The 16,522-nt window shown below is 35.3% G+C and carries 18 protein-coding genes; 11 read left to right on the forward strand and 7 right to left on the reverse strand.

The window, feature by feature from the left end; genetic code table 11:
• The first annotated feature begins 8 nt into the window (after window positions 1-8).
• The 3 genes from DCO56_RS12250 (at window position 9) to DCO56_RS12260 (ending at window position 1,759) form a co-directional block, all read left to right on the forward strand.
• On the forward strand, window positions 9-287 hold the full coding sequence (locus DCO56_RS12250) for an integrase core domain-containing protein (protein WP_181390535.1): 279 nt from the start codon (window positions 9-11) through the stop codon (window positions 285-287).
• A gap of 271 nt (window positions 288-558) precedes the next feature.
• Window positions 559-1,452 carry a hypothetical protein gene (locus tag DCO56_RS12255; RefSeq protein ID WP_108634063.1) on the forward strand — a complete coding sequence of 298 codons (894 nt, stop codon included), beginning with the start codon at window positions 559-561 and terminating at the stop codon, window positions 1,450-1,452.
• Between the two features lie 22 nt (window positions 1,453-1,474).
• Window positions 1,475-1,759: a hypothetical protein gene (locus tag DCO56_RS12260; protein WP_108634064.1), complete on the forward strand. Its 285-nt coding sequence runs from the start codon at window positions 1,475-1,477 to the stop codon at window positions 1,757-1,759.
• Here DCO56_RS12260 and DCO56_RS12265 read toward each other — a convergent pair.
• On the reverse strand, window positions 1,745-2,476 hold the full coding sequence (locus tag DCO56_RS12265; protein ID WP_108634065.1) for an SMI1/KNR4 family protein: 732 nt from the start codon (window positions 2,474-2,476) through the stop codon (window positions 1,745-1,747). The two genes, DCO56_RS12260 and DCO56_RS12265, sit on opposite strands and share 15 nt — an antisense overlap.
• Before the next feature lie 497 nt (window positions 2,477-2,973).
• On the opposite strand from DCO56_RS12265, the gene DCO56_RS12270 reads away from it, so the two are divergent.
• Window positions 2,974-3,684 carry an SH3 domain-containing protein gene (locus DCO56_RS12270; RefSeq protein ID WP_108634066.1) on the forward strand — a complete coding sequence of 237 codons (711 nt, stop codon included), beginning with the start codon at window positions 2,974-2,976 and terminating at the stop codon, window positions 3,682-3,684.
• 82 nt (window positions 3,685-3,766) lie between these two features.
• Here DCO56_RS12270 and DCO56_RS12275 read toward each other — a convergent pair whose 3' ends face one another.
• Window positions 3,767-4,465 carry a DUF1963 domain-containing protein gene (locus DCO56_RS12275; protein ID WP_108634067.1) on the reverse strand — a complete coding sequence of 233 codons (699 nt, stop codon included), beginning with the start codon at window positions 4,463-4,465 and terminating at the stop codon, window positions 3,767-3,769.
• 326 nt (window positions 4,466-4,791) lie between these two features.
• Between DCO56_RS12275 and DCO56_RS12280 the strand changes: the two genes are divergently transcribed.
• From DCO56_RS12280 to DCO56_RS12290, 3 genes are all read left to right on the forward strand, one after another.
• Complete coding sequence (locus DCO56_RS12280; protein WP_108634068.1) at window positions 4,792-5,685, forward strand: hypothetical protein; 894 nt, start codon at window positions 4,792-4,794, stop codon at window positions 5,683-5,685.
• Window positions 5,686-6,027: 342 nt separating this feature from the next.
• Window positions 6,028-6,999, forward strand: a complete 972-nt coding sequence (locus DCO56_RS29560) for a DUF6985 domain-containing protein (protein WP_219929381.1) — start codon at window positions 6,028-6,030, stop codon at window positions 6,997-6,999.
• A 463-nt stretch (window positions 7,000-7,462) separates the two neighbouring features.
• A complete protein-coding gene (locus DCO56_RS12290; protein ID WP_108634069.1) occupies window positions 7,463-7,912 on the forward strand; it encodes a GNAT family N-acetyltransferase in 450 nt (149 codons plus the stop codon).
• A 259-nt stretch (window positions 7,913-8,171) separates the two neighbouring features.
• Here the strand turns inward: DCO56_RS12290 and DCO56_RS12295 are convergent, their stop codons facing one another.
• Complete coding sequence (locus DCO56_RS12295; protein ID WP_219929382.1) at window positions 8,172-8,621, reverse strand: GNAT family N-acetyltransferase; 450 nt, start codon at window positions 8,619-8,621, stop codon at window positions 8,172-8,174.
• A 166-nt stretch (window positions 8,622-8,787) separates the two neighbouring features.
• Between DCO56_RS12295 and DCO56_RS12300 the strand changes: the two genes are divergently transcribed.
• On the forward strand, window positions 8,788-9,030 hold the full coding sequence (locus DCO56_RS12300; RefSeq protein WP_108634070.1) for a hypothetical protein: 243 nt from the start codon (window positions 8,788-8,790) through the stop codon (window positions 9,028-9,030).
• Window positions 9,009-9,758: an ATPase gene (locus DCO56_RS12305; RefSeq protein ID WP_108634071.1), complete on the forward strand. Its 750-nt coding sequence runs from the start codon at window positions 9,009-9,011 to the stop codon at window positions 9,756-9,758. The genes DCO56_RS12300 and DCO56_RS12305 overlap by 22 nt, the downstream gene beginning before the upstream one ends.
• A gap of 86 nt (window positions 9,759-9,844) precedes the next feature.
• On the opposite strand, the gene DCO56_RS12310 is transcribed toward DCO56_RS12305, so the two are convergent.
• From DCO56_RS12310 to DCO56_RS12320, 3 genes are all read right to left on the reverse strand, one after another.
• The gene (locus tag DCO56_RS12310) at window positions 9,845-10,339 is read right to left on the reverse strand and encodes a GNAT family N-acetyltransferase (RefSeq protein ID WP_108634072.1); all 495 of its coding nucleotides are present in this window, start codon (window positions 10,337-10,339) and stop codon (window positions 9,845-9,847) included.
• 223 nt (window positions 10,340-10,562) lie between these two features.
• Complete coding sequence (locus tag DCO56_RS12315; RefSeq protein ID WP_181390536.1) at window positions 10,563-11,279, reverse strand: LytR/AlgR family response regulator transcription factor; 717 nt, start codon at window positions 11,277-11,279, stop codon at window positions 10,563-10,565.
• 1 nt (window position 11,280) lies between these two features.
• Window positions 11,281-12,288, reverse strand: a complete 1,008-nt coding sequence (locus DCO56_RS12320) for a sensor histidine kinase (protein ID WP_108634074.1) — start codon at window positions 12,286-12,288, stop codon at window positions 11,281-11,283.
• A gap of 168 nt (window positions 12,289-12,456) precedes the next feature.
• On the opposite strand from DCO56_RS12320, the gene DCO56_RS12325 reads away from it, so the two are divergent.
• Entirely contained in the window at window positions 12,457-14,889 is a 2,433-nt protein-coding gene (locus tag DCO56_RS12325; protein ID WP_108634075.1) for an outer membrane beta-barrel family protein, read from the forward strand.
• Between the two features lie 364 nt (window positions 14,890-15,253).
• A complete protein-coding gene (locus DCO56_RS12330; protein ID WP_245935829.1) occupies window positions 15,254-15,754 on the forward strand; it encodes an HD domain-containing protein in 501 nt (166 codons plus the stop codon).
• Between the two features lie 9 nt (window positions 15,755-15,763).
• Here the strand turns inward: DCO56_RS12330 and DCO56_RS12335 are convergent, their stop codons facing one another.
• Window positions 15,764-16,495 carry an MBL fold metallo-hydrolase gene (locus tag DCO56_RS12335; RefSeq protein WP_108634076.1) on the reverse strand — a complete coding sequence of 244 codons (732 nt, stop codon included), beginning with the start codon at window positions 16,493-16,495 and terminating at the stop codon, window positions 15,764-15,766.
• Window positions 16,496-16,522 lie beyond the last annotated feature (27 nt).

Raw genomic sequence — 16,522 nt, forward strand, 5'->3', positions numbered from 1 at the left:
TGTATGGCTTGGGGTCTAAAGCCCTACACAGAGCATGCGAGGTATCTCTGCTGAGCACCTCAGTTTGGTATTATAAGCACAATAGACGCGATGACGGTCCGTTACGCCTTCGCATAAAAAGCATTGCTGAAACACGTGTCCGTTACGGTATAGAAGGGATAGATGCCAAGGAAAAAATTGAAGTCTGGAAGGTGGAATACAACACCTTCAGACCTCACAGCTGTTTAGGAGATTTGACACCGGAAATGTTTATCGGGCGGATACGTAACAGAAGAATAATTCAATGAGATTATTTGATACTTATTGCATGAAATTTTTTAAATCGAAGGCTCCGTCCATAACGATATAAAAATTTAATCAAAAATTAGTGGAGGTCAGATAGCCCTACGATCTAATGTTTCCAGGACGTAAATTAAAGCGTTATTCAAACTAAATCCTATCTCATTAGGCGAAATACAATAAAAAGTCGTATCTTAAGCTAAATTAAAACCTATTATTTTCAAGCGTTCACGTATTTATATTATACTAAGTACCGCTTTAACTTTATTTTTATTGCGAATGAAAAGATTTCCTGATTTTGATCTTTTGCCTTATCAACCTATAAGTGTTGAAGAAGTAATTGCCATATTTTTTTCATTAAAAGACGAAGTCCCATCTATCGTTAAAACACTGGGAGCAAGATCATTTAACGAAAGTATTTTTAGAAGAGACATAAATTTTGTTCGTGAGCTAGACGATTTATCCTATCTGATCCATTACGATCTTTCGCTTTCATCACAGGACCCAAAGCCCCTAGCTGCAAACGATCTTATCCAAAGTGAACAGTTTATCGCACGTATTAGCAGAGATAAGAAAATAGCCCCCGATACTGACAATAATGAGCAAACGGTTTTATATATTCTCACAAAGATCGTTACAGAAATCAGTTTTTTTTGGAACATGGTCGATGTCCATCAAATGAAAGTCGCCATTTTGGACGAAGATATATATAAAGCACTATTCCCGGTATTCTTAGATCAGGATCGTATTGCTTTGGGTAAGGATTTGCGCGAATACCATTTATTGGATATCCCTTCATTCAGCATGAATTTTGATCTGGCTATTTTTTACAGGGCAGTTTTCCGGGCCTTAAAAAGAATTGGATATGAATTTGAATTCCGTTCCAACGATTGTGCCGCTATACTCGAACATATACGGGAATGTAAAGACCTTCAACAGCGGATGGAAGCAGGGGAGGATTGTCAGGCCTTATATGAAAGCGAAATGGCAGAGCTGCGGGAGATATTAGATAGCTTTAAGATCTCTGACATTGATCCATTGGATGAAGAAGCATTTTGTGCTGCCTTGAGCGAAGCATTGCCAAAAACAGAACTTGCCCCTTATTTTGATGTGTATGGTAAGTATCCCTATAAATACCCGCTGCGGGCCAGCGATTATAAACCAATATCGTAGTCTTACAGAAAGTTAATAGCAGATGCACCAGTTATTTCTTTGTCAATTTAAAGGAGAAGAGTATTTATCAATCAGCAACTTAGAAGATGTGATGGCTATCGTGGAGCGTTATAGACCAGAAAAATGCAACCAAGATATGAAGATACAATTGACAATGATTGTCCTGCTGACAACATTAACTTTGACCAGCTGTGGACAAGATAATGATCATAAATCAGTACATCGTTCAGCAGATAGCGTTTTTATAAAATCATTGAAAGAAAGAAAAATTTTCAGATTGCCTATTTTATCATTATCGTCCAAATAGTTTTGATAAAAATCCTTTTTTTATTGGCTTTTCAATTCCCCACATTAATTCCGTTTCGTGTCGTTTTGCTTTGTCAATGTTAGGCCCAAATTTGCCCCACGCAAATCCGCTTTGAATTTGTTTGTGTCTCAAGTCTGCAATTACAAAATTGTCAGGAAGTGATAATGCAAAGTTTTTCAAAGTTGTGTCGTTAGATTGTCTTGCGTTTTCAAGTTCAATAAATCCATCTCCTTTGCTCCAAATATCCATGACCACTTTTTCGTGAATAATGTCAAGGTTTGACTTATTCCTATTTTTTCCAAAATCGTTAATGTGTTCTATAAACTGAGTTAAGTTGTCCGAGTGTTTTACGATTACTGCTGGATCGTGGCACACATAAAACACGCTTCTCCAACCTCCATTTTTGTCAACATCTAAAATCCAAAAATTCCCAAATCCATCTCCCGCTAGCAGAACTGAATTAGGAAAAAACTCTTCAAATCCAAATTGACCTACTCCGTCAAATGTGACTTCTTCAAGTCCGAAAAATTCAAAACCGCTTGCAAATTTTAGCAATTCTCTTATCTCTGTCGGAATTTGTCCTGTCGGCAGTCGTGTGGCTAATTCGTCGATCTCTTGGTTGGTCAAACCTCCTTTTAGTTCTACTTTATATTCGTCTCCATCTTCTGAAATATACTGTTCGGTCAAAATGGATGTTAGTTTTTCTGTCGGTGTCATATATTCAATTTTATTGTCTTGATGTATCGTATTATGCTTGCAGATAACTGTCGCGGTGACTTGGCGAAGTAAACGTAGCCGTATCCAAGATACGAAAGTGGAGCTGTTTTGTCAAGTCGCTTGTTGTAAGTCTATGACTTGTTGAAGGAGGAAAACTTCACGGAACGTTTCCCAAAGCTGACCTTATAAATGAATCACTTCTTCAACTTTATTCCGGTATTGATGGTTTGTCTGGCGTTCCATCTTTCTTCGAATCATTGGGAGATAGTACTGAAGAACTTTGGTCAATTTTGACTATCATGCTGAGAAGTTTAAACTAAATTTTATTTACTTTTATGTTTTTATTTAAATTGGTCAATTTGCTTCAAAATCTCCTGGGCCGGAATTCGTAATTTGCAATACGAGGTTCCCGTATATAGGAGCCATTAGTTTGGCAGATCGTTTGACGTAATTGTTTAGGAATGGGAGCTAATATCTTGATAACTATTTTATAGCAAATGAACCATAGATATCTATTAGCATTATTTTTTCTCGCAGCAAGCCAATTAGCTAATGCACAGTTTGCAAAAATCATTGACAAAGATGGTTATGTAAATGTGAGGAAACAAGCCACAGCTAATAGCGCAATTGTTTCCAAAATCGCTGCTGATGAAATTGTCTATGCCTTTCCCGATCAAAAACTCGACGATTGGGTAAGTATTGATTACATCAACAGTCAAAACAAAAGTGTTACTGGATACGTACACAATACAAGAATTAAATTTATTGAATCTTATAAGCATATTCCCAATATATCCTTTGATGAAAGCAGGGCAACATTTAGATCAAATGATGTCACTGTGGAAATGAGGTCCGACAAGTTCGATTACGAAAAAAATAAAAGTTACTTTTCATCGACTAAATATGAAGGCTATACCGTTGTAGACAAGTTTAAAGGGCAAAAGCTATGGGGAACAGATGGTGGAATCCCTTCAAGCCATTACATATCCATAGAAGCAAAAATAAAGGGTAGGACTGTCCTAGTTCCGGAAAAGGAAATTGAAAACCTCTTTAATGTCAACAATGAATTTGCAGCATGTTACTATGATGATTTAAATGATATTTTATATATCACTTCTGTAAATAGTGATGGAGCGGGTGGATATGCGGTTTTATTTACGATTGAAAAAGGTAAATATAAAGCACGAGTGGTGACAATGCCTTTTTAGGTGATAACAAGGGGTATTCAAACTCGATGATTTGTGTTTCCACTCAGTACTCAGTTGTGCTGAGCTAAGCTCTGCTGTTTTTTTAATAAAAGTCACAGTAGAAATTCCATTCTTCTGTTTTCGCATTTTTAGCAAAATACATCGTTCCGCTATCAACTATATTCAAGTTTGCTTTGTCGTCGGATGCAATTTGAAATACAAATTCAAAGTCGTTGCCAAAATAAACACCTGGTTGACAAAAGCTTGGATAACCTCCAAGTTTGTGTCCATATTTATTTGCAGCTATATCATAATAACCTTCAATTATTCCCGAATCTTCAAGTTTTAATATTTCATTTTCCATTTCACTTGTTAAACCACCACCATCCCACACAGGATAATCTTCTTCTATTTTTGAAGGTTTTAGGGGAAATGGTTTTAGTCCTGAATCAGGATTGTTTAATTCTTTAATTATTAATTTGTCTGATTTTTTATATTCTCGCAATACCCATTCATCTCCGTTGGCTGTTATATCCATTGGAAGTTCTTCTGCTATAAAAACAGTAATTACCATTGTATCAGCTAAAATATCAGGTCTAATTTCAATATCTTCTAAGCAAAGTTGGAACAAAGGCAACATTAGATTTCCATTTTTGTCTTTCGGAATTTCTTCATCTTCTTTGTATAAGTAAACTTTTCCTATCCAACTTTCAGAAATGGAATTTGTTGGCCTAAAACCTCCTGTTTTAAATTCTATAGCTTTTCTTACAATCTGTTGCTTTATTTTTTCTACTTCATTCATTGTGAATCGCTTTTGGGAAATTTCAGATAATAACTGTATTAGCGAAACTAATATACTAAAAGTTTCGCCAATCCATCCTTAGTATGTGTATCTCCATTACCGTCCATAACGATATAAAAATTTAATCAAAAATTAGTGGAGTTCAGATAGCCCGACGATCTAATGTTTCCAGGACGTAAATTGAAGCGTTGTTCAAACTAAATCTCATCTCATTAGGCGAAATACAATAAAAAGTCGTATCTTAAGCTAAATTAAAACCTATTATTTTCAAGCGTCCACGTATTTATATTATACTAAGTACCGCTTTAACTTTATTTTTATTGCGAATGAAAAGATTTCCTGATTTTGATCTTTTGCCTTATCAACCTATAAGTGTTGAAGAAGTAATTGCCATATTTTTTTCATTAAAAGATGAAGTCCCATCTATCGTTAAAACACTCGGAGCAAGATCATTTAACGAAAGTATTTTTAGAAGAGACATAAATTTTGTTCGTGAGCTAGACGATTTATCCTATCTGATCCATTACGATCTTTCGCTTTCATCACAGGACCCAAAGCCCGTAGCTGTAAACGATCTTATCCAAAGTGAACAGTTTATCGCACGTATTAGCAGAGATAAGAAAATAGCGCCCGATACTGACAATAATGAGCAAACGGTTTTATATATTCTCACAAAGATCGTTACAGAAATCAGTTTTTTCTGGAACATGGTCGATGTCCATCAAATGAGAGTCACCATTTTGGACGAAGATGTATATAAAGCACTTTTCCCGGTATTCTTAGATCAGGATCGTATTGCTTTGGGTAAGGATTTACGCGAATACCATTTATTGAATATCCCTTCATTCAGCATGAATTTTGATCTGGCTATTTTTTACAGGGCAGTTTTCCGGGCCTTAAAAAGAATGGGATATGAATTTGAATTCCGTTCCAACGATTGTGCCGCTATACTCGAACATATACGGGAATGTAAAGACCTTCAACAGCGGATGGAAGCAGGAGAGGATTGTCAGGCCTTTTATGAAAGCGAAATGGCAGAGCTGCGGGAGATATTAGATAGCTTTAAGATCTCCGACATTGATCCATTGGATGAAGAAGCATTTTGTACTGCCTTGAGCGAGGCATTGCCAAAAACAGAACTTGCCCCTTATTTTGATGTGTATGGTAAGTATCCCTATAAATTCCCGCTACGGGCCAGCGATTATAAACCAATATCGTAGCCTTACAGCTTATAATAATCTTGAAAGTTAATAGCAGGTAGCATAAACAATGTATATTAGGCTTGGATATTAACCATAGCCTATGAAAGAAATTGAAAAACATCACAATATGCGCACGCTAGCCATTGCACTATTTTCGGTGGTATTTATTTTTTCGTGTATCTCTTGCACTTCCATATCGCCCAAGTATTTAGCATAAACTGCTGCGGATTAGCGGGGGGATGAAAAGGCATTTACGGTGAATAGCTGATGTGTCATGCAGGACTTTTCTTTTGCCAGCCAATAGCGAAAAATTTTATTTTTTAGTAACTTTGGGGTAGTATCATTAATATATAATAAATAATGACTGGATGGGAACTTGAAAAACCGGGAGAATTGCTGCAAACTAGCCGTAACAGGTTAAACAAAACATTGAATGGTTTTTTAAAGCGATACCCGCTGGCTACCGTAAGCGCGGACCATAATATTTTGCTTATCATACGTAAGTACCACCCTTCCCTAAATTGCAGTCCCAATAACGAAACTTATCAAACAGATGATTTCCGATATTGTATGGCGTGTTATACCATAAACGCCTATACATATTTTGAACTGCCCACTTATGATTATCAATATGTCTCTATGCAATATGATGCTGCTATAGGGGATTTTACTATCAGGATATCCGCAAAAGGAATAACCCGGATCACTAATATCAAGGAACTGTCACAGCAGCTCAATAATTTTATCGAGCGTGATGAAGCAACAAAACGTACTATTTTTGAATCACTGGCCAACAAGGTGCCAATTGTCACCAAACCGGCTCCCATCACCCAAACCGAGATACAGTCCGCCGTTGTCGGCAGATTAACTAATACGGAGTATGATGATTGGTGGACGGCCATAGATGAGGTCGACATTCCCTTCTTCAACAATGAAAAAATGCCGGTTTCGTTTACGGATTTTAATCCAAATGAAGACCATTCTTTTATCGAGGAAGCGGATGAACTGTTACGTAACTTCTTGGCACAGGATAACAGCCAACGCCTTACGGTATCGGCATATGTGTACCAAAATTGCATGGATTTTTTGGACGCCATTGGTTACGATGATGCTGATGATGCGATGTGGAAGATGAAGCAGCCTGAAGAGGTGTGGCAGTTTGTAAAATTTACCGGGCTATATGTAAGCCGCGAGCCGTATGAAGATAAAGGTGTATATCTGCAACTGCTTTGCGATTGCGATTGGGAGCAGGAACATGGGCTGCAGCTGGTGTACAATAAACAGGGGAAGCTCGTTCGTGTAAGTGCGCAGGACGGACATATTATAGGCTAGAAAAGAATTATATTTAACTATGCATATTAATCATAATGACAAACATTCACCCTTTTGGAAACTGCTGCCGATGGTCGGTCTTGGACCTATACGTTTCCTGATGCCCAGTCGGAGGTAGATAACTATCAGCATGAGCTGGGTTCGATTGTCGGGTAGCGGAGTGATAATTTGGATCAGCAGCTAACCAATAGCGCTATTTAAGGAATGTAATCCACCTTCCGTTAAAGCGCTGAAAAATTACAAACTTTTTCCATCTTTAAGGTTTGTGGATTTATTGGTCATAATATTTTTATTCGATTATATTGAGAAAGTTGTTTCTTCAAATATATATATTGGGTCAAATCCTTGTGGTATTAATTTTTCTTTGATAATATTTTGTGAATATTAACTATCCATTTGCTGAATATAATTATATTGGCACGCTCAAAATATTTAAAAATTGAATTATTAGCCTTTTATAACCATGAAATTTAGAGAAGCAAAAATTGAAGATATTAAACAGATCCAGATCGTTAGAAATTCTGTGAAAGAAAATACGCTTTCTGATCCAACACTGGTAAGTGATAAAGACTGCGCAGAATTTTTATTTGAGCGGGGAAAGGGCTGGGTTTGTGAGATAGATGACCAAATTGTAGGTTTTGCGATTGCAGATTTAAAAGAAGATAATATCTGGGCACTTTTCTTAGCACCAGAATTTGAAGGACAAGGAATAGGCCGCAAGCTCCATCAAATGATGCTTGACTGGTATTTTTCTACAGGAAAGAAATTTGTATGGCTGGGCACAGCTCCTAATTCAAGAGCAGAAGGGTTTTATCTGAAATCAGGTTGGGAGAGAAACGGAATGCACGGCAGTAAAGAGGTTAAGTTTGAAATGACAAAAAGCACTTGGGAAAATATTAGGCAGGAGGCTTAGGCAATTGGAAATGTCAGGAAGGAATATTTTGTTTGAAGTTTTGATCCTCAAAATTTATTATTTTAAAGACTTATCTATTCCAGCGAAAGTAGTAAATGAATTACAAAAAAAAGAAGGTTTCTTTAGATTACAAATACGATTAAGGTGTAATAGCCACTAGAACACCCAACTGTCAGATCAAGTAGTGGCTATTACAGTTTACGCTACAGTCTCCATAAAACTGTCAATTTAATTTAGGTACGTTAAAAGTTCAGCATTTTTATGATGGTCTGTACTTTTCAAACAACATCAGGTAGGAATCATCGGTCTCACCAACAATATTGAAACCAACATTTGAATAAAGATTTTTAGCTTTATTTGTCTTTAGGACACTCAATGTTATCGTTTTTTCTAATTCAATAGCTTCTTCTATCAAATCACTTAATATTCTCCTACCGATTCCTTTGCCCTGATAGGGGGCAGCTATCTGAATTTGTATCAGCTCGATATTATCCGCTTGCCTCACTATTTTTAATAGCCCTATAGCACGTTTATCTATCTCAATTATTAGGGCGTGTTCAAATTGATAATTAATTCTTTGCAGATGAGCTTCGTCTGAGACCGGTAAAGAGCTAGCTATTAAATGCGCATTCATCGTCTGTATCCTGAGATCCAACAGAAACTCTAGATCACTTTTTAATGCAGGTCTGTATTTGATTTCCAGTATCATGTGTTCGCAAATTTAAAAATATAAGCCGGAAACTATTGGCCGAAAAAATTCTATAAATGCATTTGCAAAAATTCATAATTTTGTTTTACGAGATTTAGTTCTAAATATATCCTTATCCTAAACAAGTATGGTGAATATTTTGTATATTTAGACGACGGAGGTTATTATGGCATCAACATTAGAAATGAGAGAAGAACGCAAAAAGTTAAATCAAGCAGCGAAACAGGCTTCTGAAATTGCGAATAAGGAAAACCGGGCTTTAGATCTATCGATCCAGGTTGTCGAGGACGGATATGTCGTTGAAAAACGTGTGGACGGGAGCCGTCAGATTATAAAAAAAATAGATCGGATAAAGAGTAAAATTAAATTAAAAAAAGGTATTGTTTTATGCCTAGAGCCAAAAGGTTAAGGGTATTTGCCGGTCCAAATGGTTCGGGTAAATCAACTTTATACAAACAGATCAGTAGCCAGTTTAATACTGGCTATTTTGTTAATTCGGACGAGATTGAACAGGAGATTGGTAAAACAGGCTTTATAAATCTTAGTCGCTTTGGATTGAAGCTTACTCAGGAAGACTTGGATCGATTTCTTGGCCAGGATCAATCTATAACCTTATTACAAAAAGCCGAAAAATCTGGACATCCTATATCCATTGCTATTCGCGAAAATATGATCGTGGACAAGTCTAGGGATACCCATAGTTATGAGGCTTCACTTATTACCTCTTTTATACGTTATCATTTACTCGAAAATGGTATCAGCTATTCATTTGAGACAGTAATGAGCCATCCATCCAAACTGGAGGAAATTGATGAAGCAAGTGAAAGAAAATTTAAGACCTATCTTTATTTTGTTTGCTTGGATGATCCATTGATTAATATTTCCCGGGTTGAAATTAGAAAGGAAAAAGGCGGCCATGGTGTGCCACAGGATAAAATCGTCGACAGATACTATCGTACACTTACTAATTTATTACCTGCAATTAAAGCTTGTGAAAAAGCTTACTTATTTGATAACTCTGGTGAAACAATGGTTTTGATAGCGGAAGTATTGCACGGCGGGATCACCATTTTATTGCCGGAAAACAAGCTTCCAAATTGGTTTATCAAATACGTTGTCAACAAAATTAATGAATAGGCTTTCCTTTTATGCTATTTGGCTTACTAAAGACAAGGTTATCTTTTGTGAACTCTACGTGGTGTAATTCTTCAATCGTTTCTAACTCAATTAGATCTTTGGGATATTAAATAGTAAATCCAATTCCTCTCAATCTGTGAATTAGAATCTAATAGGGAATTACTATATGATATTTGTAATGTTTGTATCATCCTATTATTACTGTCGAGCTTTATTGTTTCCTCAAATTTAATGATCAACACCAGAATAGATCCACATCGGCTCTGTTTGACCAGCTCGTTCAAAATCGTTCTTTTGTAAAAGTCGATAGCATTTCCATCAGCAATAAACATCTGCATATGAAAACCCTTATAAATCTCTTGCATTTTATCGATAATCAAACGCCCAACCCCTTTGTCTTGATAGGAGGGGAGCACTAGTAGAGGCGGATAATAAATCACAACATCCCCATCAAAGACTTCAAAAATAGCCTCATCATTGGTATCATAAATACCCCACGGGTTTTCAAGAGATATTTTAACGATCTTTCTTTTTATTTCTTTTCCTGTTTTGCTAATTGATATCTCAACACGGCTATTCAATATTTGTCCAGGAACAAGTGTCCAAAAAGGATAGGGTGTATAAATACGAGTTAGCTGTTTTTGTTCTTCAATTCTTTGCCACGTGTTTTAAGATTTGTTTAAATTTAACATAAAAAAGCAGCGTTAACTTTATCATTGTTGTTTGTAATAAAGTAATGTAAGCGTTTCAGGTCAAAAACAGGTAGATTTTCTATTTGTGAATTTACCTATTCATGTAAAGCGTTTATAAGACCTTTAATTTCCATAGTTGAAAAAAATCTTTTTTATAGGAAGAACCGATAGGTATTACCTCATTAGAGATCTTAACGGTATCTTTTTCAACACATATGATCTGATCAATTGAAACAATAAACGATCTATGTATTCGACAAAATTTATGTGACGGTAAAGTGGTTATAAAATCCTTTAGATTCATGTATGTAATAATGGACTGTGTGGTTGTATAGACACATATATAATTGTTTAAGCCTTTTATATACAATATATCTTGTAATTTTACCTTGAAATATTTCTGTTTAGAGTCCCCCTTAATCAATATGTAATCTTTTCGAGATTCGGTTTCCTGGTTTGAACCAATCTGTAAAATATGTTGAAATTTAGCTATTGATTTTTCGAAGCGTTCAAAAGTTATCGGTTTTAATAAAAAATCAATAACGTCGTTTTCATATCCATCGAAAGCATATTGAGAATAGGCAGTAGTGAAGATGAATTTGCTTTTATTTTTACACAATTTTAAAAATTGTAAACCATTCATGTCAGGCATTTGTATATCAAGAAAAATCAGGTCTATTTTTGAACTTTCAATAATTCTTAAAGCCTCATATACATCGGTGCCATAATATGCTAATGAAAACTCTGGAAAATGGAGTAAGTGATTTCTTAAAATGTCTACAGCAAACATTTGATCATCTATTATTACGCACTGAATACTATTTTTCATGTTATAAAAACATTTTGAGGTGAACTGAATAGAGATCATTCTCAGCGGAAATCTGAAGAATATGCTTGCCAGGTAATAGGAGTGCTAATCTACGTTTCACATTAGCTAATCCAATGCCGCCAGTAGGGTCTTTTAAATTTTGATTAATATAGTTTTCAATCTCAAATTCTATCTTATTTTTCAGTGCGGTTATTTTGATCTTAAGAGGAAATCTGGGGTCATCAACAATTCCATGTTTAAAAGCGTTTTCAATAAAAGTAACTAAAACCATTGTAGGAACCATTATATTATCATTATCTGTTGCCCTAATAAAGTTATAATGTATTCCTTGATCAAACTGAGTTGATTGTAAGTCTATATAGTCTTGAACGAATTCGATTTCCTCATTTAAAGGAGAGGTCTGAACCTCGGACTTCGTTAAAGTATATCGCATTGTACTTGCCAACTTTGAGATGGTATTGGTTAGTGTTGGCGAAAGGGGTAAGGAAATAGAATACATATAATTAAGTACATTGTACAGAAAATGTGGGTTAATTTGAGATTTTAGTAGATTTAGCTCCGCTTCATGTACTGAAACTTTTAATTCACTATTACGTTTTTCTATCGTGAAAGTTCTAAAAATGAGAAATGTAATGAAACCAATGAAAAAGCTTGGTAGCGAGTAATAGAAGTTATCATATACAAAAAATAGGGGATTTAAATTCTGGCTTTTGGGAAAGCCTAAAAAGCTTACAAAGATTTCCTCTTCCATCACATATTTAATTAGCACACATATCAGATTTAAGCCTATTATCTGAATAGCTATTAGCCCCCATCGTTTTCTTTCCCAATTTTTCGGAAAAATATACGTTGCAGTCAACAATATTATAATCAATAAAATAATTTGAGATTCTACTATTAAAGTTATGCCTATCAAAGAAGCCTTATTAAATACAAGAGCGCCAAATAGCAGATACACGAATGACAAGACCCAGACTAATAATATTATTTCATATTTTTTTCGATTCATAATTACAGACGTTGTTTCATAAATTAATAGCGGTAAGCATATGGAAGATATCGTTTTTAAAGTTAATAGGAAAAATATAATTCAATTAACGATTTGCGTAAAATATCAAGGTGTTAACGTAAAAGATTTTAATCCTAGGCATGGCCGGAGCTAATTTTAAAATAAAAAATGGCTATCAGATTTATTTTTACTTCTTTACTGCTTGTTTTATCTATTGTTTTCTTGCCAGTAAGCTCCTTTTCGCAGCAACGGATGTCTAAAAAAACAGAAAAGGTAGTATACGGACAAATAAAGGATTCGATATCTTATCAGTCTCTAGAGTTTTCAAATGTAACTGTTTTTCATAGAGGGAATCGTTTAATTTCTTTAGTGGCCGATAAAAATGGTAAGTTTCAATTTAGATTAGATTCACTCGAGTACGTCGATGTAAAAATTAGTTTAGTTGGTTATAAGGATAAATATTTGGAAAATATAAAAACACCAAATGATAGCATTGAACTGAATTTAGGTACGATATATCTTGAAAAAGGAAATGTGTTGGAAACAGTTTTGGTGACGAAAAGCGTTCCAGTAATTGAGAACAAATTAGATAAAATGATTTATCATGTCTCAAACGACCCTTCTTTATTGGGCACGACAGGTGAGGATGTTTTTAGAAAATTACCAATGGTTTCACTTGGTTATGATGGAAAAGTTGCACTTCGGGGTAATCAACACGTGAAGATTCTTATTGATGGTAAACCATCAGGAATTATGAGTGGAAATATAGCTGATGCCCTACGCATGATACCGTCTAGTCAGATTAAATCAGTTGAAATTATGACCAATCCTTCATTGAAATACGATGTTGAAGGGGGAGGAGGAATAATTAACATCATTACAAACCGGTTAACGGTACAAGGATTAAATGGCGGCGTGGGCGCAACATTTGGAACACGACAAAGCAATCAGAGCAGTAATTTAGCAGGACGAATAGGTCGTTTTGGAATTACAGGGAGTATCGGTAATTCATGGAGTTATCCAATTGCAAGTGTTATTACGACGGAGAATTTAACAGCCCAGGGAGAACCAATATTTTCTCAAAAAAATGATAGTAGAAATCGAAGAAATGGAACTCAGTTCGCTGTTGCTATGGATTTTTCTTTGGATTCACTTCAAATGTTTGTTGCGAATGTAAATTTTAATAATCTAGTTATTATGACAAACAACAACATTCATAGCCACTATGCAGAAAATGAATTTGTCGGAGCTGTAGATAATAAACAACCTATAGGCAATTTTGATTTTAGTACAGATTATATTAGAAAGTTCGGATCTAGTGGTAAAGAAATGACCTTGTCATTTCAATATTTAAAAGGTAAGAACGACTTAAAGTACCATTCCAATTATGACAATCACATAGAATCTGGCAGAAATCTTGGCAACAATCATGAATATACAGCTCAATTAGACTTTAAATATCCCATTAGCTCACTTTCGCTAGATTTTGGTGCAAAAATAGTAGATCGAAATATTAATTCAGTCGTTAACATTGATACCTCGGGCACAGATGGAAGTATTCAGCATGATAGTAACCGAAGTTACTCGTTTAAATATCATCAAAATTTCATAGCAGGATATGCTATAGCTGGAATGCCTATTGGTGAATCATTTAATATTAATGGTGGAGTAAGATGGGAAAAGACTATTTTGAAAGGGGATGAAACCAGTAGCTCATCTGATTTTTCCAACAAATCAGATAACCTATTTCCCAACATAGCTTTTTCTTATTCATATTCGAAGAATTCAACTTTTAAAATTCTATATGGAAAAAGAATTCAGCGACCAAGCTTATACTATCTAAACCCTTTCAGGAATAATACTGATAGAACAAGTCAGATCCAGGGCAATCCAAGACTTAAATCAGAAATTATCAATAATATTGAGATTGGTGGTGATTTTAACTTCTTTAAGAGTACTGGACAAATTAATGTTTCTCTTTATTATAAGAGTACAAACAATATAATTGAGCCAGTAGCACAGCAGATTATTGAAAATGGTAATATAGTCATGTTGCAAACATTTGAAAATATTGGAAGGAACAAAAGTTTTGGAACCAATTTTTATGGATCCTTAAAATTTCTCAAACGGTTTAATTTAAAAGCTAATCTGGATGTTTATACATATTCAAATTCTCCATATAAAGATTTTTCTAATTCCATTAAAGAACCGAATAAAACCTCTATAATGTATAAGACCTTTGTAGGGATGGATGTAAATTTAGGGAGAGGCTATACCTTTGATTCATATCTGTTTTATGATTCACCTCAAATAACATTTCAGGGAGAGTTTGCCGCATTCAACTTATTGAATATCTCATTCAAGAAAAAGATTTTGAAAGATGCAGCAGTTGTTGGGATTTCAATTGTTGATCCTTTTAATAATATTAAGAACTTAGGAAATTACTCAGCCTCACCAAATTTTATTCAAACAGGGAATTTTTCCATACCTTTCCGCTCTTTTGGGCTTTCGCTCTCCTGGCAATTTGGTAAAAATAAATCCAATGCCTATCAATCCAAAGAGAAGCAAATAAGAAATGATGATCAAAAAATATCAACATAGTCTATTTGAAAAAATGATGCACTATATGACAGATAAGTATGGTAACGCAGCAAGTAGTTACACCACGCCCCGCTGTTGCTAGGCAGATTTGTTTTTTCGTCGTGATGAATTATATGTTCATCGAAAAACAGTATCGTTCATGCGTCGAATTTAGTAGATTAGTCGTGCTATTTAACCGATAGATATCAAAATAGACTTACGTATTATATATTACTATGATGAGTGATCAAATTAAGCTACAACAATTGGCTGCGATAATGGATGTGCTGCAGCTGGCTGAGAAACTAAAGTTCGAACTACGGCATAGCTGGTTGTCCATGGGAGACAGGAGAGTGTTGCCGAGCATACCTGGCGCATGTCGCTCATGGCGATATTGATTGAGCCGCTTTTGGATCAGGAGGTAGATTTAGCCCGTCTGTTAAAAATGATCATTATCCATGACCTTGTTGAAGCAGAAGCGGGAGACGTCTCCGTATTGGATCAGATCCGCAATCGGGAGATCAGAAAGATCAAACAGCAAAATGAAGAACAGGCCATTCTCAAGATCAGGCAGATGGTGGCCACAAGTAACGGACAAGAGATCTATGATCTTTTCTATGAATTTGAAGAGAAGAAAACCTTTGAAGCCAAGGTCGCCAATGCCATTGACAAGTTAGAGGTACAGCTACAGCACAATCATGCGGATATCTCTACCTGGGAAGAAGTTGAGTATGATCTTTCTTTTGTAATTGGCAAACACGTCCAATTTGACCAGACCTTAGTCCTGTTAAAGGATTTAATCGAGCAGCAAGCCTCGCAGAAATTGGAAGAGGCAGGGTTGAATGTCTTGGAGATTCGCGAGCGCGCAATCTCAACTTTTAGCTAGGGGAGGAGCTTACTTGTCATAGAGGGTAATTATTTTATTTTCAATATCATGATAAAGAAGGATTTTCCATTGTCCTTCTTTTGCTCTTTTCTTCCAAATGATTCGTTCTTCCATCGCTTTTTTGCCATCATAATCAGTTTTAAATGCTATTTGATAGTTTAAATATCCCATTTGAGGAAGATTGTCCGCACCATAAAAAGCTGTCCCTCCATTATCTTTAATCCAGAAAACCTGATGATAAGGGGTATGTCCGCCGGTAACTTCGAAATCAATCTCTGAAGTAATACTTCCTTTATCAGAATCCATCCAGATAATATTGGCATTCTCAACAATGAACTTCAAAACATCCAAATCAAAAGAAGGGCTCCCATCTTTTGAAAGTGCAAAATCATATTCACGCTTTTGTATATAGACTTCAGCATTTGGAAAATTAAGCGTCCAATCATTTTTCGCTCTATTCACAAGTCCGTTAATGTGGTCTTTGTGCAGATGAGAAAGCATAGCTAGCTTAACATCTTCTGGTTGAAATCCTGCTTTTATAATGTTATTATGAATTTTTGGAATTCCGTTTTCCGTCCAGCCTAATCCTGCATCTAGCAATACTAGGTTATCAGCTGTTTCAATAAGGAAAGGCTGCACAGCGATTTTTAAATTTTTATCGTTTTCAGTATCTTCCAGATAGGTGAAATTTTTATTCTTATCGACACTGAAATCACCGTCTTTTAGAGGATATATTTTCATGTTTACTATTATATTAATCTCACTTAT

Source organism: Sphingobacterium athyrii (assembly GCF_003071065.1).
GTDB lineage: Bacteria > Bacteroidota > Bacteroidia > Sphingobacteriales > Sphingobacteriaceae > Sphingobacterium > Sphingobacterium athyrii.

What these genes read in the sequence shown, in the direction of transcription:
- DCO56_RS12265 (WP_108634065.1), bottom strand. Translation starts at nt 2,476, where the DNA reads ATGACACCGACAGAAAAACTAACATCCATTTTGACCGAACAGTATATT.
- DCO56_RS12270 (WP_108634066.1), top strand. Translation starts at nt 2,974, where the DNA reads ATGAACCATAGATATCTATTAGCATTATTTTTTCTCGCAGCAAGCCAA.
- DCO56_RS12305 (WP_108634071.1), top strand. Translation starts at nt 9,009, where the DNA reads ATGCCTAGAGCCAAAAGGTTAAGGGTATTTGCCGGTCCAAATGGTTCG.
- DCO56_RS12320 (WP_108634074.1), bottom strand. Translation starts at nt 12,288, where the DNA reads ATGAATCGAAAAAAATATGAAATAATATTATTAGTCTGGGTCTTGTCA.
- DCO56_RS12275 (WP_108634067.1), bottom strand. Translation starts at nt 4,465, where the DNA reads ATGAATGAAGTAGAAAAAATAAAGCAACAGATTGTAAGAAAAGCTATA.
- DCO56_RS12290 (WP_108634069.1), top strand. Translation starts at nt 7,463, where the DNA reads ATGAAATTTAGAGAAGCAAAAATTGAAGATATTAAACAGATCCAGATC.
- DCO56_RS12335 (WP_108634076.1), bottom strand. Translation starts at nt 16,495, where the DNA reads ATGAAAATATATCCTCTAAAAGACGGTGATTTCAGTGTCGATAAGAAT.
- DCO56_RS12255 (WP_108634063.1), top strand. Translation starts at nt 559, where the DNA reads ATGAAAAGATTTCCTGATTTTGATCTTTTGCCTTATCAACCTATAAGT.
- DCO56_RS29560 (WP_219929381.1), top strand. Translation starts at nt 6,028, where the DNA reads ATGACTGGATGGGAACTTGAAAAACCGGGAGAATTGCTGCAAACTAGC.
- DCO56_RS12315 (WP_181390536.1), bottom strand. Translation starts at nt 11,279, where the DNA reads ATGAAAAATAGTATTCAGTGCGTAATAATAGATGATCAAATGTTTGCT.
- DCO56_RS12300 (WP_108634070.1), top strand. Translation starts at nt 8,788, where the DNA reads ATGGCATCAACATTAGAAATGAGAGAAGAACGCAAAAAGTTAAATCAA.
- DCO56_RS12260 (WP_108634064.1), top strand. Translation starts at nt 1,475, where the DNA reads ATGCACCAGTTATTTCTTTGTCAATTTAAAGGAGAAGAGTATTTATCA.
- DCO56_RS12295 (WP_219929382.1), bottom strand. Translation starts at nt 8,621, where the DNA reads ATGATACTGGAAATCAAATACAGACCTGCATTAAAAAGTGATCTAGAG.
- DCO56_RS12330 (WP_245935829.1), top strand. Translation starts at nt 15,254, where the DNA reads ATGGCGATATTGATTGAGCCGCTTTTGGATCAGGAGGTAGATTTAGCC.
- DCO56_RS12280 (WP_108634068.1), top strand. Translation starts at nt 4,792, where the DNA reads ATGAAAAGATTTCCTGATTTTGATCTTTTGCCTTATCAACCTATAAGT.
- DCO56_RS12325 (WP_108634075.1), top strand. Translation starts at nt 12,457, where the DNA reads ATGGCTATCAGATTTATTTTTACTTCTTTACTGCTTGTTTTATCTATT.